Origin of the sequence: Amycolatopsis kentuckyensis (genome assembly GCF_041679295.1) — a bacterium.
GTDB lineage: Bacteria > Actinomycetota > Actinomycetes > Mycobacteriales > Pseudonocardiaceae > Amycolatopsis > Amycolatopsis kentuckyensis_A.
The window spans coordinates 30,315-51,310 of the sequence record NZ_JBGDMD010000013.1 but is presented as its reverse complement, the minus strand read 5'-3'; the positions used below and the strand labels follow the sequence as shown (position 1 = coordinate 51,310).

The following is a 20,996-nucleotide window of genomic DNA, read 5'->3' as shown; positions in this document are numbered from 1 at the left end:
GACAAGATGCGGAACGTGCTGATCTCGGGGGCCGGCGTCGCCGGCGGGACGCTCGCCTGGTTCCTGGCGCGCCAGGGCTTCGCCGTGACCGTGGTGGAGCGCGCGCCCGGCCCGCGCACCGGCGGCCAGGCGATCGACGTGCGCGGGGCGGCGCTCGACGTCGTCGACCGGATGGGCCTCGGCGACCGGATGCGCGCGCTGCGTACCCGGATGCGGGGAATGTCCATGGTGGACGGTCAGGGCCGGGAGCTGTTCCGGTCGGAGGAGTTCACCTACAGCAGCGGGCGGCTCGACAGCGCCGACTTCGAAATCCTGCGTGACGACCTCGTCGCGATCCTCCACGAGGCGACCGACGTGGAGTACGTCTTCGGCGACGCGATCACGGCGTTGACCGAGGAGCCGCACGGCGTGCGCGTGGAGTTCGAGCACGGCGGCTTCCGGACGTTCGACCTGGTCGTCGGCGCGGACGGCCTGCACTCGGCGGTGCGGCGGCTGGCCTTCGGGCCGGAGGAGGAGTTCGTCCGCCACCTCGGCCAGTACCTGGCGATCTTCCCCACGGCCAACTTCCTGGGCCTCGAGGACTGGCAGGTCTGGTTCCGGCACGACGAAACCGGCGGCGTGGTCTACCCGGTCCGCGACAACACCGAACTGCGCGTGACGCTCGGCTTCGGCTCGGAGCCCCTGCCGCGGATGGCCGTCGCGGAGCAGAAGCGGCTGATCGCCGAGCGGCTCGGCGGCGTCGGCTGGGAGGTGCCGAAGCTGCTGGAAGCGATGGCGGACGCGGACGTCTTCTACTTCGACGCGATGGCCCAGATCCACCTGGACCGCTGGTCGGCCGGCCGCGTGGTGCTCGTCGGGGACGCCGGCTACTGCGCGTCCGCGTTGTCCGGCCAGGGAACGAGCCTCGCGCTCGTCGGCGCGTACGTCCTCGCGCAGGAACTGGGCCGCGCGGAGCACGAAACCGCCTTCGCGGCTTACGAACGGCGGATGCGGCCGTTCGTGACGCTCAACCAGGCGCTGGCCACGGAGAACCCGACCGGTGGTCCGTCGGAGGAGTCGACCGAGCGGGCGAAGAACGCCATCTCACTCGAGGAAGTCCACTAGCGCCGCCGACGTGCGGTCCGGTGCCTCGAGGTGGGGGAAGTGCCCGACGCCCGGCCAGAGCTCCGGCTCGGCGTGCGGGCCCGCCCATCGCACCGACGCCGTCGCCGTCTCGGGGAGGATGCAGGTGTCGTCGGCCCCGTGCAGCTGCAGGGTCGGCGCCGCGATCCGCCCGCCCACGACGTCGGTGAACCGGCGGCCCTCACCGCGGAACTGCGCGCGGAACGCCCACCGGTAGTACTCGAGGGCGCTGTGCGCGACGCCGGGGACGAGCATCGCCTGCCGGAAGGCCTCGACGCTGCCGTCGAAGTCCGGAGTGGACCGCCAGCGGCTCCCGGCCCAGGCGCCGAACAGGTCCGCGACGGCTTGGGCGTCGTTCTTCACGAGCCACTTCTCCGGCGCCATCGGCAGCTGGAAGCGGAAGAGGTGCCCGGCCGCGCGGCCCTGGCCGCGCCACGGGCGGACCGACGAGCGCAGCGCGAGGGGGTGGGCGGCGCCGATCGCCGTCACCGACGAGACGAGCCGGGGGTGCAGCGACGCGACCGTCCAGGCGAGCAGGCCGCCCCAGGCGTGCCCGACGAGGTGGGCGCGGCGCGCCCCCAGCGACTTGATCAGGCCGCCGACGTCACCGGCGAGCGTCCACGCGTCGTAGCCGCGCGGCGGCTTGTCCGAGTCGCCGTAGCCGCGCAGGTCGACGGCGACCGCGCGGAACCCGGCTTCGGCGAGCGCGCGCAGCTGGTGGTGCCAGGTCCACCAGAACTCGGCGAACCCGTGCAGCAGCACGACGACGGGCCCCTCGCCGAGCTCGGCGACGTGCAGCCGGATGCCGTTCGCGGACACGTCGCGGTGCGCCCACGGGCCGTCGAGCCGGACGCTCGACGGGTCGGGGGACGGGTGCAACGACTCAGTCGCGCGTGGTGGTCAGGTCGGCGTCGGGCGCCTTCTGCGGCTTGAGCGCGGCCGCCGTCTCCTTGACGCTGGCGATCGTCCGCTCGGGCGCCTTGAACTTCTTCACCTTGCGGTAGCCCAAGAACCCGGCCACGGCCACGACCAGCAGCATCAGGACGAACACGATGCCGAACGCGCCCCAGCGGTGCAGCGGCCGGAACCAGTCCGCGAGGCCTTCGGACAGGAAGAAAAAGAAGAAGAACGAGCTGTACAGCAGGACGGTCAGCGCGATCAGGAAGTAGACGGCCCCCTTGAGGCCCTTCTTCACCTCGCCGACCAGCTCGGACTTCGCCAGCTCCATCTCCGCCCGGACCAGGGTCGAGATGTGCTGGGTCGCGTCGCCGACAAGCCTGCCGATCGACTGGTCGCCGGGGACGTCGGTGTCGGAGGACAGCGGGAGGTAAGGCACGGCCCCCACGCCGTCGGGGCCGGTGCGTTCGTGCTTGGGGCTGCTCACCGGGTCATCGTGCCATGTGTCCGGAAACCGGGCGCGGCGGCGTCACAGTGTGTCGGAGATTCGGGCGTGCACTTTGCTACGGCGGAGTAGCAGGGCCGCCGCCAGGAGGGACGCCGTCGCCGACGCGATCAACACCGCCGCCTTGGTCAGCTCGCTCGTCCCCTCGGGCAGGGCCAGCTCCGCGATCAGCAGGCTGACCGTGAACCCGACCCCGCCGAGCACGGACAACGCGGCCATGTCCCGCCAGCCCATCCCACGCGGCTTCTCCGCCACGCGCAGCTTCACGGCCAGCGCGCTCGCGCCGAGGATCCCGACGACCTTGCCGCCGAGCAGCCCGGCGAACACCGCGAGCGGCAACGCCGTCGTGAACACCGCGCCGAGCGCACCCCCGTTGACCGAGATCCCGGCCGCGAACAGCGCGAACACCGGCACGGCGACGGCCGCCGACCACGGCTGGAGCCGGTGCTCGAGCCGCAACGCGGGCGCCTCGGCCTCACCTTCGTCGGGCCGGACGCGGGTGAGCAGGCCGAGCGCGACGCCGGCGATCGTCGCGTGGATGCCCGCCGAGTGCACGGCGACCCAGACGACCAGCGCGAGCGGCACGTACAGCCACGCCGTGCGGACCCGGCGGTGCTGCAGGAAGGCGTACAGCGCGAGCGCGGCCACCGCCACGGCCACCGCGACCAGGTCGAAGCCGGTCGTGAAGACGACGGCGATGACGACGATCGCGCCGAGGTCGTCCACCACGGCCAGCGACAGCAGGAAGACCCGCGCGCTCGAGGGCAGGTTCGACGCGGTCAGCGCGAGCACGCCGAGGGCGAACGCGATGTCCGTGGCCACCGGGATCGCCCAGGCCCGTTCGATGCCCGGCGTGCCCCAGCCGACCGACAGCGCGACGAGCGCGGGCACGACCATGCCGCCGAGCGCGGCCACGACCGGCAGGATCGCCTGCTTGAACCGGGACAGCTCGCCGATGACGAGCTCGCGCTTGAGCTCGAGGCCGGCGACGAAGAAGAACAGGGCGAGGAGGCCGTCCTTCGCCCAGTCGCCGAGCGTCAGGTTCAGGTGCAGGAACTCCGGACCGAGCCGGAGGTCGCGCAGCGCGTGGTAGCTGTCGCGCAGCGGGGAGTTGGCCCAGACCAGGGCGATCGCGGTCGCGCCGAGCAGGATGAGGCCGCCGGTCGTCTCGGTGCGCAGGTAGCGGGCGAACTCGGTCAAGGGGCGGGACACGGCGTCTCCTCGGGTCGTCGATCACCATTGCCGACCAGACTTCCCGGCGCACCTTTGACGGTATTTTAATACACCTTTGTCACCGACTGTTATGGCCACTGCCACAAGGGGTACCGGTGGTGAGTTCACCGGAAGTGCTCATAGCATGCCAAGCGACAACGAAGTCCGAGACAAAGGAAGACAGAGTTGTGAGCACCTCTACCGAGGTCCAGCAGGACACGAGGTTCTTCGGGCACCCACGAGGGCTGGCGAACCTCTTCGGCGTGGAGATGTGGGAACGCTTCTCCTACTACGGGATGCTCGGCATCCTGCCGATCTACCTCTACTACAAGGTCGACCAGGGCGGCCTGGGCCTGGCGCAGGAGTCGGCGCTCGGCATCGTCGGCGCGTACGGCGGCCTCGTGTACCTCTCCGCCGTCGTCGGCGCGTGGGTGGCCGACCGGCTGCTCGGCTCGGAACGGACGTTGTTCTACAGCGCCGTGCTGATCATGATCGGCCACGTCAGCCTGGCCCTGCTGCCGGGCCTGACCGGCATCGGCGTCGGCCTCGTGTGCGTCGCGGTCGGCAGCGGCGGGCTGAAGTCCAACGCGACGGCGATCGTCGGCACGCTCTACGCCGACGGCGACGAGCGGCGCGACGCCGGCTTCACGATCTTCTACATGGGCGTCAACCTCGGCGGCTTCGTCGGCCCGCTGCTGACCGGGCTGGCGCAGACCGAGGTCGGCTTCCACCTCGGCTTCGGCCTCGCCGCGATCGGCATGGCGCTCGGCCTGATCCAGTACACGTTCGGCCGCAAGAACCTCGGCGACAAGGCCAAGGAGATCCCCAACCCGCTGCCGTCGTCGCAGCGCGCGCTCGCGATCGGGGCCGCCGTCGTGCTGGTCGCCGCGATCGTCCTGCTGGTGGTCACCGGGGTCGTCAACCCGGGCAACCTCGCCGATGTCGTCGTCGTGGTGGTCGGCGTGATCTCGGTGATCTACTTCCTCGTCATCCTGACCAGCCGCAAGATCACGAGTGTCGAGCGCAGCCGGGTGTTCTCGTTCATCCCGATGTTCATCGCCAGCGCGGTGTTCTTCTCGCTGTACCAGCAGCAGTTCACGGTCGTCGCGGCCTACACCGACCAGCGGCTGGACCGGAACCTGTTCGGCTGGGAGCTGCCGGTGTCCTGGGTCAACTCGATCAACCCGGTGTTCATCATCGTCTTCGCGCCCATCCTCGCGGCGCTGTGGACGAGACTGGGTGAGCGCCAGCCGTCGACGCCGATGAAGTTCGTCCTCGGCACCGTGCTGATGGGCGCGGCGTTCCTGCTGTTCCTGCCGATGGTGGGCAGCGGCAAGAACGCGAGCCCGATGCTCGCGATGGTCGGCATCCTGTTCGTCTTCACGATCGCCGAGCTGTGCCTGTCGCCGGTCGGGCTGTCGCTGTCGACGAAGCTCGCGCCGGAGGCGTTCCGGACGCAGATGGTGGCGCTGAACTTCCTGTCGATCTCGTTCGGCACCGCGATGTCCGGCAAGCTCGCCGAGTACTACTCGGTGGACGACGAAGCGCCGTACTTCAGCACGGTCGGCGGCGTCGCGATCGGCGTCGGCGTGCTGCTGTTCCTGGGCATCCCGTTCATCCGCAAGCTGATGAAGGGCGTCCACTAGCCGACGGTGACTCCGAAGATCACCCCGACGAAGTAGGTCACCACCATCGTGAGGGCGCCGACGCCGACGTTGCGGAGGATCGCGCGCCCCACGTTCGCGTCGCCGAGCCTCGCGCTGACCCACCCGGTCAGCGTGAGGCCGACGACGACCGCGGCCGCGCACGCCCACACCCGCAGGGAGACGCCGGTCCAGGCGATGGACAGGATCGGCAGCAGCGCGCCGACGGAGAACGCGAGCAGTGACGCCCACGCCGCCTGCCACGGGCTGGTCAGGTTGTCCGGGTCGATGCCGAGCTCGGCCTCGGCGTGCGCCTGCAGGGCGTCCTTTTCGGTCAGTTCGCGCGCGACGCGGCTCGCGAGGTCCGGCGAGAGGCCCTTGTCTTCGTAGATCCCGGCGAGCTCGCGCTCCTCGGCCTCCGGCATCGTCCTGAGCTCCTGCTTTTCCAGCCGGAGCAAGGCCTGTTCGGTGTCGCGCTGGGTGCTCACGGAGACGTATTCCCCGCCGGCCATGGAAAAGGCGCCGGCGACGAGCCCGGCGATTCCGGCGGTGAGGATCGTGGTGCTTTCCGTGGTCGCGCCGGCGACCCCGACGACGATGCCCGCGACGGACACGATCCCGTCGTTGGCCCCGAGAACCCCGGCCCGCAGCCAGTTCAGCTTGCCGCCCACGCCCTGGTGCGGTTCGTGGGCGTGCTCCACGGCGATATCGGTCACGGGACAAGTGAAACACGAATGGGGAATCGTGGCGAGACTTGTTCTTTTTGTCAGGTACGCCTAATTGATGCGTGCCTTACCTAAGCCGTCCTGTGTGGACTCTCAGCCGCGATGGGTCATGATGTCGGGCATGGAGGACCAGGTGTGGCAGCCGCTGCGGACGGTGGAGGGCCTCCCGCTGAACGGCGGCGAGGGCCGCTTCCGGCTGCTGGAGACGGCGTCGAGCGGGCTGGCGTATTTGATCCACTACCCGGCGGGGGTGGCCTCGCCGACGCACGCGCACGACCACGACTCGATCGTCTACGTGCTGTCGGGCCGGCTGCGGGGCGCGGTGGACGGCGTGGAGGCCGTCCTTGAGCCCGGCGATTCGGTGGTCCACCCACGCGGGGTGGCCCACCATGTGGAAGCGCTGACGGACTCGATGTGGGTGGAGTTCAAGTCACCCTTGCCGGAGCGGCCACCAATCGCCTGAAAAGCGGAAACGCCCGGCCCCGCTCGAGGCGGAACCGGGCGTTTCTTGGAGTGAAGCCTCAGGCGTCCAGCTCGGCGAGGGCCTGCTTGGCCTTCTCGAGCTCGGCCTCGAGCGCCGCGACCTTCGCCGCCTGCGCCTCGCGGGCCTGGTTGATCACCTCGTCGATCGGGCCGGACAGGTCCGCGTGCAGCTCCTTGGCCGCGCGCGACACCGCCGCCGCGGGGATCTCCAGACCCTTCGCGACCCACTTCGAACCGTTCTTCAGCTCGGCCTGCCACTCGCCGTCGGCGGTGCCGGTGACCGTGAGGATCAGTTCGACCGTGCGGGTCTTCTTCGCCGTCGACGCCGTCGCACCCTTCGGGCGGCCGCGCTTGGGCTTGGGGGCCTCTTCCTCGGCGGCCGGCTCGGGCGAGCCTTCCGGAGAGGGGGACGCGGACTCGGCGACAGCGGCCTCGGCAGCGGGAGCCTCCGGAGTGGAAGCCGGAGCGGAAGCCGTTTCCTCGTCGTGCGTCAGGACATCCACGGTCATCGTCGTGTCGTCTCCTTGCCCGGGGAAGGGGGTGTGGTTCGCGGCACAGCGTAGAACATGCGTTCGAGCCGTGCCACTCGGGGGGTCATGACAGAGCCCTCCCGGCGCGAAGCCGGAAGGGCTCTGACGGGGAGAACGCTAGCTCACTCCTCCGACTTGCCCGACTTCAGGCCCGACGAGATCAGGTCCATCACCGACGAGTCGGCCAGCGTGGTGACGTCGCCGACCTGCCGGTTCTCCGCGACGTCGCGCAGCAGCCGGCGCATGATCTTGCCCGAGCGCGTCTTCGGCAGCTCCGGCACGACCATGATCTGCCGCGGCTTCGCGATCGGTCCGATCTCCTTGGCGACGTGGTTGCGCAGCGCCTGGATGGCCTCCTCGCCGCCGTCCACGGCGTTGCCGCGCAGGATCACGAACGCCACGATGCCCTGGCCGGTCGTCGGGTCGGTCGCGCCGACGACCGCGGCCTCGGCGACCGTCGGGTGCGAGACCAGCGCCGACTCGACCTCGGTCGTCGAGATGCGGTGGCCGGACACGTTCATCACGTCGTCGACGCGGCCCAGCAGCCAGATGTCACCGTCGTTGTCGTACTTCGCGCCGTCGCCGGCGAAGTAGAAGCCCTGCTCCTTGAAGCGCGACCAGTACGTCTCCTTGAACCGCTCCTCGTCGCCCCAGACCCCGCGCAGCATCGACGGCCACGGCTTGTCGAGCCCCAGGTACCCGCCACCGCCGTGCGCGACCTCCGTGCCGGTGTCGTCGACGACCTTCGCCGAGATGCCCGGCAGCGCCTTCTGTGCGGAACCCGGCTTGGTCGACGTGACGCCCGGCAGCGGCGAGATCATGATCGCGCCGGTCTCGGTCTGCCACCACGTGTCGACGATCGGGGCCTTGCCCGCGCCGATGTTCTCGCGGTACCAGATCCACGCCTCGGGGTTGATCGGCTCGCCGACCGAGCCCAGCACCCGCAGCGACGACAGGTCGTACTTCTCCGGGATCTCCGCACCCCACTTCATGAACGTGCGGATCAGCGTCGGCGCGGTGTAGTAGAGGGAGACCTTGTACTTCTGGACGATCTCCCAGTGCCGCCCCTCGTGCGGGGTGTTCGGCGTGCCTTCGTAGACGACCTGCGTGACGCGGTTGGCGAGCGGGCCGTAGACGATGTAGCTGTGGCCGGTGATCCAGCCGATGTCCGCGGTGCACCAGTAGACGTCTTCGCCGGCCTTGTGGTCGAAGACGTTGTGGTGCGTGTATGCCGTCTGCGTCAGGTAGCCGCCCGACGTGTGGAGAATGCCCTTCGGCTTCCCGGTCGTCCCGGACGTGTAGAGGATGAACAGCGGGTGCTCGCTGTCGAACGCTTCGGGAGTGTGCTCTTCGGACTGTCCGTCGACGAGCTCGTGCCACCACAGGTCGCGGTCGTCGGTCCACGGGACGTCGCCCTCGAGCTTGTCGCCCGTGCGCTTCACGACGATGACCTTCTCGACGGTTTCGGCGCCTTCGAGCGCTTCGTCGACATTGGCCTTCATCGGCGCGGCCTTGCCGCGGCGGAACTGGCCGTCGGAGGTGATCACGATCTTCGCGGCGGCGTCGTCGACGCGCGCCCGCAGCGCCGTCGGCGAGAAGCCGCCGAAGACGACGTTGTGCAGCGCGCCGATCCGCGCGCACGCGAGCATCGCGAAGATGGCCTCGGGGACCATCTGCAGCTGGATCGCCACGACGTCGCCGGCGGTGACGCCCAGCGACGTGAGTGCGTTGGCGGCCTTGGAAACCTCGGTCTTCAGCTCGGCGTAGGTGATGTCCCGCGTGTCACCCGGCTCGCCGACCCAGTGGATCGCGACCTGGTCGCCGTGCCCGGACTCGACGTGCCGGTCGACGCAGTTGTACGCGACGTTCAGCTTGCCGCCTACGAACCACTTCGCGAAGGGTGCATTGGTCCAGTCCAGTACCGTGGTCCACTTCGTGTCCCACGTCAGCCGCTCCGCCTGCTTGGCCCAGAACGCTTCGCGATCGGCGTCCGCCTCGGCGTAGAGATCGGCCTTGGCGTTGGCCTGGCCAGCGAATTCGTCACTGGGCGGGAACGTGCGGCTCTCGGTGAGCAGGTTGTCCAGAGCGGGGGACTGCTCGGTCATGGTTGCAAGGCCTCCTGTAGTGCGCCGACATGACGGCTAGCGGCACGCTAGCGACGTTAGTCCGCCTTGTAAAAGGTTGCACCCACGTTGCCCGGCCGTTTCACCGAGGCAGGCGAGCCGCGGTGACTAAGCGTTCGTTCAGCCGGGCCTTCGCGGCCGGCCATTCCGGCGCCAGCATCGAATAGGTGACGGTGTCGCGGGACGACCCGTCCGGCCGGATCCGGTGTGCGCGCAGGACGCCTTCGCGTAGCGCGCCAAGCCGTTCGATGGCGCGTTGCGAACGCAGGTTGCGGATGTCGGTCTCCCAGGCGACCCGTTGCGCGCCAAGGGTTTCGAATGCGTGCCGCAGGAGGAGCAGCTTCGCCTCGGTGTTCAGCCCGGTCCGCTGCCAGTCCGCGCCGATCCACGTGTGCCCGATCGACAGGATCCGGTGCTGCTCGACGACCTGGTAGTACGACGTCGTCCCGGCGACGCGCCCGGACGCGGCGTCGATCTGCGCGAACGCCCGGCGCGCGGGGTCGGCGAGCGCGTGCGCGACCATCCGCTCGGCCGCCGGAAGATCCCCCGGCTGCCGGATGCTCAGCCACGCCCAGATGCCCGGATCGGCGCCGGCCTCGAGCAGGCCCTTGGCGTGCTCGAGCGTCAGCGGCTCCAGGCGCACGTGCTCGCCGGACAGGGTCGGTCGGGTGTTCCAGTCACTCACCTGCTCACCGTAAGCGGCGCATTGGCTTCCTGTGATAGCCAATTTTCGAGCATTGTCAAAGGCCACTTCGAGGTTGCCTATGCTCAGTCGACCACGACGAAGGGCAAGTTCGATGGGCGAAGAGCGGGAAGAGCTGAGCTGGGAGCTGTTCGGCACGGCGAGCCGTGAACTGGCTCACACCATCGCCGACGACGGCTTCGCGCCGGACCTCATCCTCTCCATCGCCCGCGGTGGCCTGTTCGTCGCCGGCGCGCTCGGCTACGCGCTCGACGTGAAGAACCTGCACGTGATGAACGTCGAGTTCTACACCGGCGTCGACCAGCGCCTCGACCTGCCGGTGATGCTGCCGCCGGTGCCCAACGTCGTCGACCTGACGAGCAAGAAGGTGCTGATCGCCGACGACGTCGCCGACACCGGCGCGACGCTCAAGCTGGTCCGCGACTTCTGCCTCGAGCACGTCGCCGAGGTGCGCTCGGCCGTCGTCTACGAGAAGCCCCACTCGACGGTGAAGTGCGAGTACGTCTGGCGGCACACCGACCGCTGGATCAACTTCCCGTGGTCGGTGCTGCCGCCCGTGGTCTCCCGCGAAGGCCAGGTCCTCGATGCCTGATCCGCTCAAGCCCCTCCTCGACCTCGAAGGCGTCGCGGCGGCGGCGAAGTCCGCGCAGGACGCGGTGTTCGCGGTCCACCGCCTCCCGGCCAACCTCCGCGGCGGCGCGGCGACCGCGGCCGAGGCGTCGGTCCGTGCGGCCCGCGCGTCCGCCGGCATCGAAGGCGCGAACCCCGAGCTGCCCGCCGACGGCGCGGTGGCGGACCCCGTGCTGGCCGGCGCGCTGCGCGTCGCGGAGACTCTCGAAACGTTGCTCCCGACGTGGCGCCGCGCGCCTCTGCAAGCCCTGGCGCGCTTGCACGTTCTCGCCGCGGCCGACCTCGTCGACGACCTGGATGCGTTGGGGCGCCCGCATTCCGGCGGCGGTCGGCTCGAGCTGCTGGCCCAGCTGGTCACCGGCGCGACGTCGGTGCCTGGCCCGGTGCTGACGGCCGTGGTGCACGGAGAACTGTTGGCGCTCAAGCCGTTCGGCAGCGCGGACGGCGTCGTGGCCCGCGCGGCCGCCCGGCTGACGATGGTCGCGACGGGCTTGGACCCCAAGGCGTTGAGCGTCCCCGAAGTCGCGTTCTTCCGCCGCGTCCCGCGCTATCTCGAAGCAGCGGAAGGCTTTGCGAGCGGTGAGCCCGAAGGTGTCCGCGCGTGGCTGCTCTTCTGCTGTGAAGCGTTCGAAGCCGGTGCGCGCGAAGCGAAGTCCATTTCGGACGCGGCTTCTTAGGCCAGAACGGCGTTCAGCAATCCCGGGAACCGCTTCTGCAGATCGTCGCGCCGCAGCACGATCCACCGCCGGCGGCCTTCGACGGTAGTCGTGGTCAACCCCGCTTCGCGCAGCACACGCCAGTGGTGCGACAGCGTCGCGGCGGTGATGTCGAGGTCGTACTCCTCGAGCGCGCAGCTGCGCGGCTCGGTCTCCTGCGCCAGCTCGCGGACGATCTCCAGGCGCACGGGGTCGGCGAGCGCCTGCAGCACCGTCACGATCTCGATCGCTTCGCGCGCCGGCTGGGGCAGTGTCCGGGCCACCGTGGTCTCCCAACACTTGGATCGTTTGACAACGATCAAAGTATAGCTCCATCATGACCGCATGACGATTCGACGATCATCTAATGATCGGCTGGGGGTCCTGCTCGTCCTCGCGGTCGGCACGTTCACCGTCGGCACCGACGGGTTCGTGCTCAACGGCCTGCTGCCGGTCATCGCCGCCGACCTGCACGTGACGGAGCCGGTCGCGGGTCAGCTCGCCACGGTCTTCGCCCTGACGTACGCGGTCGCGTCGCCGCTCATCGCCGCGTTCACCGGCACCTGGGACCGCCGGTGGGTGCTGGCCGGCGGCATGGTGCTGTTCACCGCCGGCATGGCCGGGCAGGCACTGGGGACGACGTTCGCCGTGGTCGCCCTCGCCCGGGTGGTCGCGGCGGTGGGCGCGGCCGCGTTCCAGTCCAACGCCTACGTCCTCGCCGGCGCCCTGTCCTCCGACGAGCGGCGTGGCCGGGCGCTGTCCACGGTCGCCGCCGGGATGAGCGTCTCGATGGTGCTCGGCGTCCCGATCGGCGTGCTCGCCGGGCAGTGGCTCGGCTGGCGCGCGGTGATGTGGGCGATCGGGGTCGTCGCGGTCGTCGTCGCGGTGCTGATCCCGGTCATCCCCGAGGTTCGCGTGCCCGCGGCGGGACTGCGCGAGCGGCTCGCGGTCGTCGTGCGGCCGGCGGTCGCCCGCGTCCTGCTCATCACGGTCCTCGGCACGCTCGCCGGGTTCACCGTGTTCGTCTACCTGCCGGTGCTGGTCGCGCCGGTCGCGAGCGGCGCCGTGCTGTCGTGGGTGCTCGTCGGGTTCGGGCTCGGCCAGCTCGCCGGGACGACGGTCACCGGCCACGCGACCGACCGCCTCGGCCCGGTGCGGGTCCGCGCGCTGTCCCTGGCCGGCACCGCGGTCGTGCTCGCCGTCGTGGACCTCGCGGTGCGGTCCCTGCCCGGTGCGCTGCTGTTCGCGGTGTTCGCCGGTGTCTTCGGCGGGATGCTGATGGTGCCGCAGCAGCACCGGCTCTTCACGATCGCGCCGGACGTCCCGACCGTCGCGCTCGGCGTCAACGGCTCGGCGATCTACGTCGGCGGCGCGCTCGGCCCGGCGCTCGGCGGGATCGTCCTCGCCGCCGCGGGGCCGGGGTGGGTCGGCCCGGCCGGGGCGCTCGCCGCCGTCGCGGCGCTCGCGCTGAGCGTCAACCGGACAGCTTCGCCGACCACTTCTCCTCGATCCGCCCGAACCGCCACACCGCCAGCGCGATGACCCAGGTCAGCACGAACAACCCCACGATCCCGAAGCCGACGTAGTCCAGGTTCACCGACGCGATCGCGGCCAGCGGCCCCGAAGTGATGTCCAGCTTCTCGGCGAGGATCGACACCAGCTCGATGGTCCCGATCACCAGCGCCACCGCGACCGACAGCGCGGTCACCGTGATGTTGTAGAAGATCTTGCGCACCGGCTTCGCGAACGCCCAGCCGTAGGCGAAGTTCATGAAGCAGCCGTCCACGGTGTCGAACAGGCTCATCCCGGCCGCGAACAGGATCGGCAGCACGAGGATCGCGTACCAGGGCAGGGCGAACGTCGCGGCGCCCGCGGCCAGCACGAGCAGCCCGATTTCCGTCGCGGTGTCGAAGCCCAGCCCGAACAGCAGGCCGACGGGGTAGATGTGCCACGGCTTGCGCACGGCCTTCGTCGCCCCGCGCAGCAGCCGGTTCATGACGCCGCGGTTGTCCAGCTGGTGCTCCAGCGCGGCTTCGTCGAACTCGCCGTGGCGCATTTTCCTGAAGACCCGGAGGATGCCGACCAGCACGACGAGGTTGAGGATCGCGATCACGTACAGGAACACGCCGGACACCGACGTCCCGATGAGGCCGGTGGCGTTGTGCAACGCCGAGGAGTCGTCCTCGACCTGCCCGGCCAGCGCGCGGACGCCGAGCGAAAGCAGCAGGCACAACGCGAACACGATCGTCGAGTGCCCGAGCGAGAACCAGAACCCGACCGACAGCGGACGCTGGCCGTCGGCCATCAGCTTGCGGGTCGTGTTGTCGATCGCCGCGATGTGGTCGGCGTCGAACGCGTGCCGCATGCCGAGCGTGAACGCCGTGACGCCCAGCCCGATCCCGAACACGCCCGTCGTGCCCAGCGCGTAGTGGTGCGGTGCGACGAAGGCCGCCAGCACCACCCAGCCCACGACGTTGAGGAGCAGGACGAACCCCGCCATCCCGCCGATCGACACCCACTCGCGGCGCGAAAGCCCGCGCCGCGAGTCGTCCGTCCCCGCCATCGCCCACCCGCCTCCCTCTCATCTGAGAGGTTAGACAGGTGAACAGATGAACGGCAATGAGTCTCAGCTGGCGCGCACGCGCACCAGATCAAGTGCCTTCCGCACGTGCCCACCGGACGCGTGCAACGCCTTCGCGGCGCTCTTGACGTCCTCGCCGGACAGCAAGTGCACCAGCGCCACCTTGAGGTCGCCCCCGGCCTCGGTGAGCGCGTCCGAGCAGTCCGCCATCGTCATGCCGGTGGCTTCCTGCAGGATCCGGATGGTCCGGCCGCGCAGCTTCGCGTTCGTCGCCCGCATGCTGACCATCAGGTTGGAGTAGGTCCGGCCCAGCTTGATCATCGTCGCCGTGGAGAACGACGTGAGGATCATCTTCTGCGCCGTGCCCGCCTTCATCCGGGTCGAGCCGGCGATCGCCTCCGGACCGGTGTCGACGGCGATGAGCACGTCGACGCCGGCGGGCTTGGCGGCCTTCGGGTTGCCCGAGACCAGCCCGGTGCGGGCACCCTGGCGCGACGCCGCGGCCAGCGCACCCAGCACGTACGGCGTCCTGCCCGACGCCGTCAGCCCCAGCACGAAGTCGCCCGGCTGGACCATGGCGGCCATCTCGGCCGCGCCGGCCCCGTCGTCGTCCTCCGCGTTTTCGACGGCGCTGCGCAAGGCCTTCTCGCCGCCGGCGTGATGCGCGATGAACCAGTCCGCCGGCACGTTGAACGTCGGCACCAGCTCGGCCGCGTCCAGCGTCGCCAGGCGCCCGGACGTCCCGGCGCCGACGTAGTGCACCCGGCCGCCGGCTCGCAGGGCGTCGACCGCGTAGTCCACCGCGCGCGCCACCTGGGGCAGCACCGCGGCCACGGCGCCGGCGACCGTGCGGTCCTCGGCGTTGATGGCGCCCAGGATCCCCGCGGTGGACATCAGGTCGATGTCCGTGGTGCGGGGATTGCGGGTTTCGGTCGGCGAATCGACGTGCACCGCCTGGGTGGGGACGGTCATCATGCGCCTCACATTTTCTCCGGTCATTACTTGCCGGTTTCCCGCGGACGGCGACGACCGTCCGGCCTGACCCCCAAGCGGTGCGAGCCGACCGCGTCCCTGGTCGCGTCCAGGGCGCTGACCGACGCGTCCATGTGCCGCTGCGCGACGCCGATGAACAGGCAGTCGATGACGGTGAGCTGGGCGATGCGGCTCGCCGTGGCCCCCGAACGGAAGGTGGTTTCCCGCGCCGCGGTCGTCAAAACGTAGTCGGCGACCTCGGTGATCGGAGACCGCGGGAAGTTCGTCACGGCGATGGTGATCGCGCCGTGCTCCCGGGCCACCCGCAGCGCCTCGACGGTGTCGGTGGTCGCGCCGGTGTGCGAGACGCCGATCGCGACGTCACCGGGGCTCAGCACCGCGGCCGAGGTGAGCATGATGTGCGTGTCCGACCACGAGAAGCAGACGCGGCCGATGCGGTGCAGCTTCTGCTGCAGGTCCGCGGCGACGAACGCGCTGGCGCCCACGCCGTAGACGTCCACGCGGCCGGCGCCGGCGACGACCTCGATCACGCGCTCGAGCGTGGCGACGTCGAGCTGGTCGGCGGTCTCTTCGACGGCGCGCGCGTCGGCGAAGCTGACCTTGCCGATGACGGCGGCCAGGTCGTCCTCCGGGCCGATCTCGCCGCCGAGGTTGCGCGTGGTGCGCGCCTCGGTGCGGGCGGTGTCCGCGGCCAGCGCGATGCGCAGCTGCGGGTACCCGCCGACGCCGACGGCCTTGCAGAACCGCGTCACCGTCGTCTCGCTCGTGTTGGCGGCCAGGGCCACCTCGGTGATGCTGCGTCTCGCCACCGAGGCGGGATCTTCCAGCACCACCTTCGCCACGCGCTGCTCGGCGCGGGCCAGGCCGGGGAGCAGGGACCGGATCCGGACCAGCGGGCTGGCGTCCGCGTCGCGCACGGTCGGCTGGACCGCGACGGCTTCGGACGGTGCCGCGCTGATTACGGATTCGGTATCACTCACCGTCGGAAAGTTACTAACCGTTGGCATCTGCGACAAGGCTACCCACACCCTTCGGTCGGATCGCAACCCGTCCGTGTCTGCGGATCTGGATTTGCGATTAATCACTGACCAGAAAGTCGCCAACCAGGTCGGTCTTGTTAACGAGGTCAAGCTAACGACTTGGCAACTTAGTGTCGCGGTGCAAGCGGCAAGCGGACGGTAAATTCGGCCGGATGTTCGACGGTCAGCGACAGCGCTGTCACCTAGAGCTCAAGTGCCAACCCTCCGCGACGAACGCGGCGGGGTTTCGTTCACCGTCGAGGAGTGATCGGCCGCTCTCGGTGACTTTCACACCGTCGACCGAAACACCGCGGCCCGTGTAACTCGGGTCGGTGCTGTAACGCCAGCGCAGGCTCACCGCCGTGCCGCGCGGCAGCGTGCCCGCGGCCCGCCACCAGGCACGGTGCCCGTGTCCGGAGAGCGACGTCACATCTCCGGAGGGTGCGCCCGGACCGGAAACCGATAGCGCGATCGGTTGCCAGTTCACCCCGTCGGTGGACGCCTGCAGCTGAAGTGGATCAGTGCTTCCCTCGGTGTCCACGAAGGCGTAAAAGGACACGCGTGCTTGATCACTTTGCGTAGTAAACGGGCCGGTACTCAGCGTGGCGGCGCTCGCATTACCCAGCGTGCTCGTCCAAGCGTCCTTCCCGGCTTGGGGCTCGACGGCCATCGCCCTGGCCAGCGACGTCGCCCAGACCTGGCGCGCGGTGTTGATCGAGCCCCAGTTGCGGGTCGGGTGCACGCGGTTGGTGAGCAGGATGGCGAAGGAGCGCGACTCGGGGTCGATGACCAGCGTCGTCCCGGTGAAGCCGGTGTGCCCGGCGGTGACCGGCGACGCCAGCGCGCCCATGTACCAGGGCTGGTCGAGCTCGAAGCCGAGGCCGTGGGAGTCGTCCGGGAACTGCTGGTTGTAGTTCGTCAGCATCTGCCGCACGGTGTCGCCGCCGAGGATCCGGTGCCCGCGGTAGGTGCCGCCGTTGAGGATCGTCTGGGCGAGGACGGCCATGTCGTTCGCGGTGCTGAAGACGCCCGCGTGCCCGGCGACGCCGCCCAGCGACCACGCGTTCTCGTCGTGCACGCTGCCGCGGACCATCCCGCGCGGCGGGTTGGCCTCGTACTCCGTCGCGGCGATCCGGTTCAGCTTCGACGCGGGCGGGTTGTAGCCGGTGTCGACCATGCCGAGCGGCGCGGTGATCCGGTCGTGGACGACCTTGTCGAGGCTCTGCCCGGTCAGCTTCTCGACGATGAACCCGAGGGTGAGCAGGTTGATGTCGGAGTACAGGTAGGTCGTGCCCGGCTTGTTCTTCAGCGGGCTGTCGAGCACGGCCTGCCGGCGCGACGGGATGTCCGGATAGCCGGCCCACAGCGACGGGATCGGGTCGGCGTCGAACCCGGAGACGTGCGTGAGCAGCATCTTGACCGTGATGGCGGCCTTGTCGCCGGTCGCGAACTCCGGGAAGAACTTCGACACGGGCGTGTCGATGGTCAGCTGCCCGCGTTCGACCAGCTGCAACACGGCGATCGAGGTGAACAGCTTCGAGATCGACGCCATGTCGAAGATGGTGTCGTTGCGCATGGGCACCTGCTGGTCGGCGGGCAGTTCGGTGCCCGCGGCGTCGGCGTAGCGCAGCGCGCCGCCGACGGCGTAGCGGTCGACGACCACACCTTGGTGGGCCAGCAGGCCGACCGCGCCGGAGAAGTGCGGGTGCCCGGTGGCGTCCGGTTTCGTCCAGCTCGCCAGGAAGTCCTCGGCGGCCTTGAGCGGCGCCGGGTCGAGGTTGACCTCCTGCGGCCGTCCGTCGCGCAGGGTCGTCCACGGCGCGGCGAAACCGTGCTGCGGCCGGTCGAAGCGGCCCGCGTCGTCGTCGTGACGTCCGATGGCGCTGGCTCCCGAAGTGAGTGTGGTCAGCGCGACCAGCACTCCGGTGGCCGCGGCGATGACCTTCCTAGCACGCACGAGTTCCCCCTCAGCGGTAGAGCAGGTGGCGACGACGTTTCCGGTCGAACTCGGCGAGCTCGGCCCGCCAGGCCCCGGTGACCTCGTCGACGCCCGCGCCGGCGTCGACCATGGTCCGCAGCCGGTCGGACCCGGAGAGCTTGTCGATGTAGTTGTCCGGGCGCCAGGCGAAGACGTCCGGGTGCAGCGCCTTCGCCGTCACGAGCATGGCGACCGCGGTGCGGATGGCGTCGAAGGACCGCGGGTCGGCGACGCCGACCTGCACGCCGCCGCAGGTCTGGTTGACGAACTTGCTGAACGTCGGCACGAAGTAGATCTCGCGGAACGTCGCCCCGGGCAGCCGCAGGTCTTCGAGCTTTTCGCGCCAGCGCCAGTCGAGCCCGGGTGCGCCGATGATCTCGAACGGCCTGGTCGTGCCGCGGCCTTCGGAGAACACCGTGCCCTCGAACATGCCGGTGCCGGGGTAGACGAGCGCCGTGTCGGGTGTCGGCATGTTCGGGCTCGGCAGCACCCAGTTCAGGCCGGTCTGCGCGAAGAGCGTGTCGCGCTGCCAGCCGCGGACTCCGACGACGTCGAGGTGCTCGAGCTGGACGCCCTCGCCAGGCAGGAACTCCGCGGCGAAGAAGCGGGCGAGTTCGCCGACGGTCATGCCGTGCTGCTGGACGATCGGCTTCCGCCCGATCCCGGACGCGAACTTCGGGTCGAGCAGCGGGCCCGCCGCCCGGCCGCCGATCGGGTTGGGCCGGTCGAGCACGACGAACGCCGCTTTGACCTGCGCGGCGGCGACCATCGCGGTGTAGAGCGACCAGATGTAGGTGTAGAAGCGCGCGCCGACGTCGGCGATGTCGAACACGACCGTGTCGACACCCGCCTTGGTGAACAGCGTCGCGAGCTTCGTCGCGTCGACGCCGTACGCGTCGTACACCGGGACGCCCGTGCGCGGGTCGGTGTAGTCGCCTTCGGAGCCGCCGGCCTGCGCGCTGCCGCGGAAGCCGTGCTCGGGCCCGAAGGCCGCGACCGGCTTGACGCCGGCCGCGACCATCGAGTCGACGATGTGGTCGCCGTTCAGCAGGACGCCCGTCGGGTTCGACAGGACGCCCAGCTTGCGGCCCTGCAACGACCGCCAGCCCTGCGCGGCCAGCTGCTCCGCGCCGGTGAGGACGCGTCCGGCCCGGTTATCGGGTTCGGCTCCCGCCACCGCCGAGCCGCCCGCGAGAGCCGGGACCGCGAGCGCGCCCGCGCCGAGGAAGTGGCGCCGGTTCAGGTTCACCAGGTCAGCCCGTGGCCGAAGGGGTACTTGACGGTGTGCACGTCGGCGCCCGCCGGGATGTCGACCGGCAGCTTCCCGACCGGCTTCGTCTCGCCGAGGATCACCTTGGCCAGGGCTTCGAGCGTCGGCCCGATGTAGCCGTAGGTCGCCAGCCAGGTCTGGACAGCGCTCGGGTAGCCGGCGTCGTACGGGATCTGCGCGGCGACCGCGACGACCGGCTTGCCGGTGGCCTGCAGCGCGTTCAGCAGCTTGGTCTGCAGGGGGAAGCCGCCGATGTTGTTCGTCAGCACGACGACCAGGTCGGCGTTCTTGGCGTTGGCGACCGACTGGGCGATCTGGGCGTCCGTCGGGGCCTGACCGGTCTGGTACGCCGTCGCGGCCGTGCCGTGGGCGGTCAGCTTCTGCGCGAGCGTCGCCGTCGTGGTGGCGCCCCAGCCGGTGACGAGGGCCGTGGCGGGCTTCTGCTTCAGCGGCAGCAGGCCGGCGTCGTTGGCGACGGCCGTGATGCCGCGGTCGGCGATGTCCTGCGCGGTGGCGAGGTTCGCCGGCGTGCCGACGGTCTTCATCACCCGGTTCGGGTCGACGAACGGCGCGAACAGCATGCCGCTCTTGAACTTCAGCTTCAGCACGCGCAGCACGCTCTGGTCGATCCGCTGGATCGGGATGTCACCGGTCCTGACCGCGTTGAGCACCGAGTTGATGGCGACGTCGAGGTGCACCGGCATGAGCAGCTGGTCGACACCGGCCTTGAGCGCGAGGACCGGGATCTCGGCGTCGGTGTGCAGCTCGCGCACGCCCTGCATCTCGAGGGAGTCGGTGATGACGACGCCGTTGTAGTGCAGTTCGTTGCGCAGCTTGCCGGTCACGATCGGCTTCGACAGCGTCGCCGGCTCCAGCGACGGGTCGAGGCTGGGGAACTGGATGTGCGCGGTCATGATCGAGTCGACGCCGGCCTTGATGGCGGCCTTGAACGGCGGCACGTCGGTGGCCCGCCACTGGTCCTCGGTGCTGTCGATCCGCGGCAGGCCGGTGTGGCTGTCGGTCGGCGCGGCGCCGTGGCCTGGGAAGTGCTTCGCGGTCGCGGCCACGGACTTCTGGAAGCCGCCGACCTCGGCGGTGACGAAGTCGCCGGCCAGGCCGGGCTGCCCGGCGAAGGACCGGACGCCGATGACCGGGTTCACCGGGTTGGAGTTGACGTCGGAGTCGGGCGCGAAGTCCTGGTTGATGCCGACGGCCCGCAGCTCCTGGCCGAGGATGGTCGCGGCCTTCGTCGCGCGGCCGGTGTCCCGCCCGGCGGAGATGGCCATGGCGTTCGGGAACTCGGTGGCCGGCGCGCCCATCCGGGTGACGGTGCCACCCTCCTGGTCGGCGGCGACCTGCAGCGGGATGTGCGCCCCGCTGGTGATGGCGGCCTTCTGGAGCCCGTTGGACAGCTTCGCGACCTGGACGGGGTCGTCGAAGTTGTCGCGCGAGTCGTTGTTGAAGTAGATGACGCCGCCGAGGTGGTACTTCCGGACGACCTGCGCCGGGGTGTCGACCCCGAAGTCGGTCTGGTTCTTCGGGTTCACCTCGTCGGCCGACTTGCCGTTCACCCACGTGACGAACAGCTGCCCGACCTTTTGCTCGAGCGTCAGCCCCCGCAGCACCTGCGACGCCGCGGCTTCCGCCTGCGCGTCGGCGCTCACCCGCGGTGCGCTCGCCGCGGTCGCGACACCCACACCGGTGAGGGCGAGCACCCCCGCGACGGGCAGGGCGAGCGCATGGAACCTCCGATTTCGGGTCGTCACGACCAGCCTCCCAGAAAGTTGCGGGCGCCCGGCGGACGTGAGAAGTCCACTCGGAGGCGCCAGTATCGGGAAGCTACTCACCGAATCCGTCGATGTCCATCGACCGACCGCGCGAACGGTC

Annotated in this window: 20 protein-coding genes; 6 read left to right on the top strand and 14 right to left on the bottom strand. The window is 70.1% G+C overall.

The features are described 5' to 3' along the window. Nucleotides 1-6 precede the first annotated feature (6 nt). Nucleotides 7-1,104 carry an FAD-dependent monooxygenase gene (locus ACERZO_RS42130; RefSeq protein WP_372671581.1) on the top strand — a complete coding sequence of 366 codons (1,098 nt, stop codon included), beginning with the start codon at nucleotides 7-9 and terminating at the stop codon, nucleotides 1,102-1,104. Here ACERZO_RS42130 and ACERZO_RS42125 read toward each other — a convergent pair. The 3 genes from ACERZO_RS42125 to nhaA are packed head-to-tail and all read right to left on the bottom strand — an operon-like array spanning nucleotide 1,084 to nucleotide 3,736. Continuing rightward, a complete protein-coding gene (locus ACERZO_RS42125) occupies nucleotides 1,084-2,001 on the bottom strand; it encodes an alpha/beta fold hydrolase (protein ID WP_372671580.1) in 918 nt (305 codons plus the stop codon). The genes ACERZO_RS42130 and ACERZO_RS42125 overlap by 21 nt on opposite strands. Before the next feature lie 4 nt (nucleotides 2,002-2,005). After that, complete coding sequence (locus ACERZO_RS42120; RefSeq protein WP_372671579.1) at nucleotides 2,006-2,506, bottom strand: phage holin family protein; 501 nt, start codon at nucleotides 2,504-2,506, stop codon at nucleotides 2,006-2,008. 42 nt (nucleotides 2,507-2,548) lie between these two features. Further along, complete coding sequence (nhaA, locus tag ACERZO_RS42115) at nucleotides 2,549-3,736, bottom strand: Na+/H+ antiporter NhaA (protein ID WP_372671578.1); 1,188 nt, start codon at nucleotides 3,734-3,736, stop codon at nucleotides 2,549-2,551. Between the two features lie 188 nt (nucleotides 3,737-3,924). On the opposite strand from nhaA, the gene ACERZO_RS42110 reads away from it, so the two are divergent. Beyond that, entirely contained in the window at nucleotides 3,925-5,382 is a 1,458-nt protein-coding gene (locus ACERZO_RS42110; protein WP_372671577.1) for a peptide MFS transporter, read from the top strand. Here ACERZO_RS42110 and ACERZO_RS42105 read toward each other — a convergent pair. Further along, nucleotides 5,379-6,095, bottom strand: a complete 717-nt coding sequence (locus ACERZO_RS42105) for a VIT1/CCC1 transporter family protein (protein WP_372671576.1) — start codon at nucleotides 6,093-6,095, stop codon at nucleotides 5,379-5,381. The genes ACERZO_RS42110 and ACERZO_RS42105 overlap by 4 nt on opposite strands. 118 nt (nucleotides 6,096-6,213) lie before the next feature. Here ACERZO_RS42105 and ACERZO_RS42100 point away from each other — a divergent pair, with 118 nt between their 5' ends. Then, nucleotides 6,214-6,567 carry a cupin domain-containing protein gene (locus ACERZO_RS42100; RefSeq protein ID WP_372671575.1) on the top strand — a complete coding sequence of 118 codons (354 nt, stop codon included), beginning with the start codon at nucleotides 6,214-6,216 and terminating at the stop codon, nucleotides 6,565-6,567. Between the two features lie 58 nt (nucleotides 6,568-6,625). On the opposite strand, the gene ACERZO_RS42095 is transcribed toward ACERZO_RS42100, so the two are convergent. The 3 genes from ACERZO_RS42095 to ACERZO_RS42085 form a co-directional block, all read right to left on the bottom strand. Next, nucleotides 6,626-7,096 (bottom strand): DUF6319 family protein, encoded by a 471-nt coding sequence (locus ACERZO_RS42095; RefSeq protein WP_372671574.1) that lies wholly within the window; start codon nucleotides 7,094-7,096, stop codon nucleotides 6,626-6,628. A gap of 143 nt (nucleotides 7,097-7,239) precedes the next feature. After that, the gene (acs, locus tag ACERZO_RS42090; RefSeq protein ID WP_372671573.1) at nucleotides 7,240-9,222 is read right to left on the bottom strand and encodes an acetate--CoA ligase; all 1,983 of its coding nucleotides are present in this window, start codon (nucleotides 9,220-9,222) and stop codon (nucleotides 7,240-7,242) included. A gap of 100 nt (nucleotides 9,223-9,322) precedes the next feature. Continuing rightward, nucleotides 9,323-9,925: a GNAT family N-acetyltransferase gene (locus tag ACERZO_RS42085; protein ID WP_372671572.1), complete on the bottom strand. Its 603-nt coding sequence runs from the start codon at nucleotides 9,923-9,925 to the stop codon at nucleotides 9,323-9,325. 112 nt (nucleotides 9,926-10,037) lie between these two features. On the opposite strand from ACERZO_RS42085, the gene ACERZO_RS42080 reads away from it, so the two are divergent. Together ACERZO_RS42080 and ACERZO_RS42075 are read left to right on the top strand one after the other, a co-directional pair. After that, nucleotides 10,038-10,535, top strand: coding sequence for a phosphoribosyltransferase (locus ACERZO_RS42080; protein ID WP_372671571.1), 498 nt, complete (start codon nucleotides 10,038-10,040; stop codon nucleotides 10,533-10,535). Next, on the top strand, nucleotides 10,528-11,250 hold the full coding sequence (locus tag ACERZO_RS42075; RefSeq protein WP_372671570.1) for an oxidoreductase: 723 nt from the start codon (nucleotides 10,528-10,530) through the stop codon (nucleotides 11,248-11,250). Before ACERZO_RS42080 ends, ACERZO_RS42075 begins: the two co-directional genes overlap by 8 nt. On the opposite strand, the gene ACERZO_RS42070 is transcribed toward ACERZO_RS42075, so the two are convergent. Further along, nucleotides 11,247-11,552: an ArsR/SmtB family transcription factor gene (locus ACERZO_RS42070; protein WP_372671569.1), complete on the bottom strand. Its 306-nt coding sequence runs from the start codon at nucleotides 11,550-11,552 to the stop codon at nucleotides 11,247-11,249. The genes ACERZO_RS42075 and ACERZO_RS42070 overlap by 4 nt on opposite strands. Nucleotides 11,553-11,613: 61 nt before the next feature. On the opposite strand from ACERZO_RS42070, the gene ACERZO_RS42065 reads away from it, so the two are divergent. After that, nucleotides 11,614-12,810 carry an MFS transporter gene (locus ACERZO_RS42065; protein WP_372671568.1) on the top strand — a complete coding sequence of 399 codons (1,197 nt, stop codon included), beginning with the start codon at nucleotides 11,614-11,616 and terminating at the stop codon, nucleotides 12,808-12,810. Here ACERZO_RS42065 and ACERZO_RS42060 read toward each other — a convergent pair. The 6 genes from ACERZO_RS42060 to ACERZO_RS42035 all read right to left on the bottom strand — a co-directional run bounded on the left by ACERZO_RS42060 (nucleotide 12,743) and on the right by ACERZO_RS42035 (nucleotide 20,824). Beyond that, nucleotides 12,743-13,831 carry a HoxN/HupN/NixA family nickel/cobalt transporter gene (locus ACERZO_RS42060; protein ID WP_372671567.1) on the bottom strand — a complete coding sequence of 363 codons (1,089 nt, stop codon included), beginning with the start codon at nucleotides 13,829-13,831 and terminating at the stop codon, nucleotides 12,743-12,745. The two genes, ACERZO_RS42065 and ACERZO_RS42060, sit on opposite strands and share 68 nt — an antisense overlap. 63 nt (nucleotides 13,832-13,894) lie before the next feature. Beyond that, a complete protein-coding gene (locus ACERZO_RS42055) occupies nucleotides 13,895-14,824 on the bottom strand; it encodes an N-acetylmuramic acid 6-phosphate etherase (protein WP_125308298.1) in 930 nt (309 codons plus the stop codon). 23 nt (nucleotides 14,825-14,847) lie between these two features. Continuing rightward, nucleotides 14,848-15,822, bottom strand: coding sequence for a MurR/RpiR family transcriptional regulator (locus tag ACERZO_RS42050; protein WP_372671566.1), 975 nt, complete (start codon nucleotides 15,820-15,822; stop codon nucleotides 14,848-14,850). Nucleotides 15,823-16,060: 238 nt separating this feature from the next. Continuing rightward, on the bottom strand, nucleotides 16,061-17,782 hold the full coding sequence (locus ACERZO_RS42045) for a serine hydrolase (RefSeq protein ID WP_372671763.1): 1,722 nt from the start codon (nucleotides 17,780-17,782) through the stop codon (nucleotides 16,061-16,063). Nucleotides 17,783-17,828: 46 nt separating this feature from the next. Further along, the gene (locus ACERZO_RS42040; RefSeq protein WP_372671565.1) at nucleotides 17,829-19,088 is read right to left on the bottom strand and encodes an exo-beta-N-acetylmuramidase NamZ family protein; all 1,260 of its coding nucleotides are present in this window, start codon (nucleotides 19,086-19,088) and stop codon (nucleotides 17,829-17,831) included. Next, nucleotides 19,085-20,824, bottom strand: a complete 1,740-nt coding sequence (locus ACERZO_RS42035) for a glycoside hydrolase family 3 protein (protein WP_372671762.1) — start codon at nucleotides 20,822-20,824, stop codon at nucleotides 19,085-19,087. Before ACERZO_RS42035 ends, ACERZO_RS42040 begins: the two co-directional genes overlap by 4 nt. Nucleotides 20,825-20,996: the final 172 nt, after the last annotated feature.

Bases quoted from the DNA above. Each gene is read 5' to 3' on its own strand.
- ACERZO_RS42080 (WP_372671571.1), top strand. From the start codon at position 10,038: ATGGGCGAAGAGCGGGAAGAGCTGAGCTGGGAGCTGTTCGGCACGGCG.
- ACERZO_RS42130 (WP_372671581.1), top strand. From the start codon at position 7: ATGCGGAACGTGCTGATCTCGGGGGCCGGCGTCGCCGGCGGGACGCTC.
- ACERZO_RS42100 (WP_372671575.1), top strand. From the start codon at position 6,214: ATGATGTCGGGCATGGAGGACCAGGTGTGGCAGCCGCTGCGGACGGTG.
- ACERZO_RS42075 (WP_372671570.1), top strand. From the start codon at position 10,528: ATGCCTGATCCGCTCAAGCCCCTCCTCGACCTCGAAGGCGTCGCGGCG.
- ACERZO_RS42055 (WP_125308298.1), bottom strand. From the start codon at position 14,824: ATGATGACCGTCCCCACCCAGGCGGTGCACGTCGATTCGCCGACCGAA.
- acs (WP_372671573.1), bottom strand. From the start codon at position 9,222: ATGACCGAGCAGTCCCCCGCTCTGGACAACCTGCTCACCGAGAGCCGC.
- ACERZO_RS42095 (WP_372671574.1), bottom strand. From the start codon at position 7,096: ATGACCGTGGATGTCCTGACGCACGACGAGGAAACGGCTTCCGCTCCG.
- ACERZO_RS42065 (WP_372671568.1), top strand. From the start codon at position 11,614: ATGACGATTCGACGATCATCTAATGATCGGCTGGGGGTCCTGCTCGTC.
- ACERZO_RS42060 (WP_372671567.1), bottom strand. From the start codon at position 13,831: ATGGCGGGGACGGACGACTCGCGGCGCGGGCTTTCGCGCCGCGAGTGG.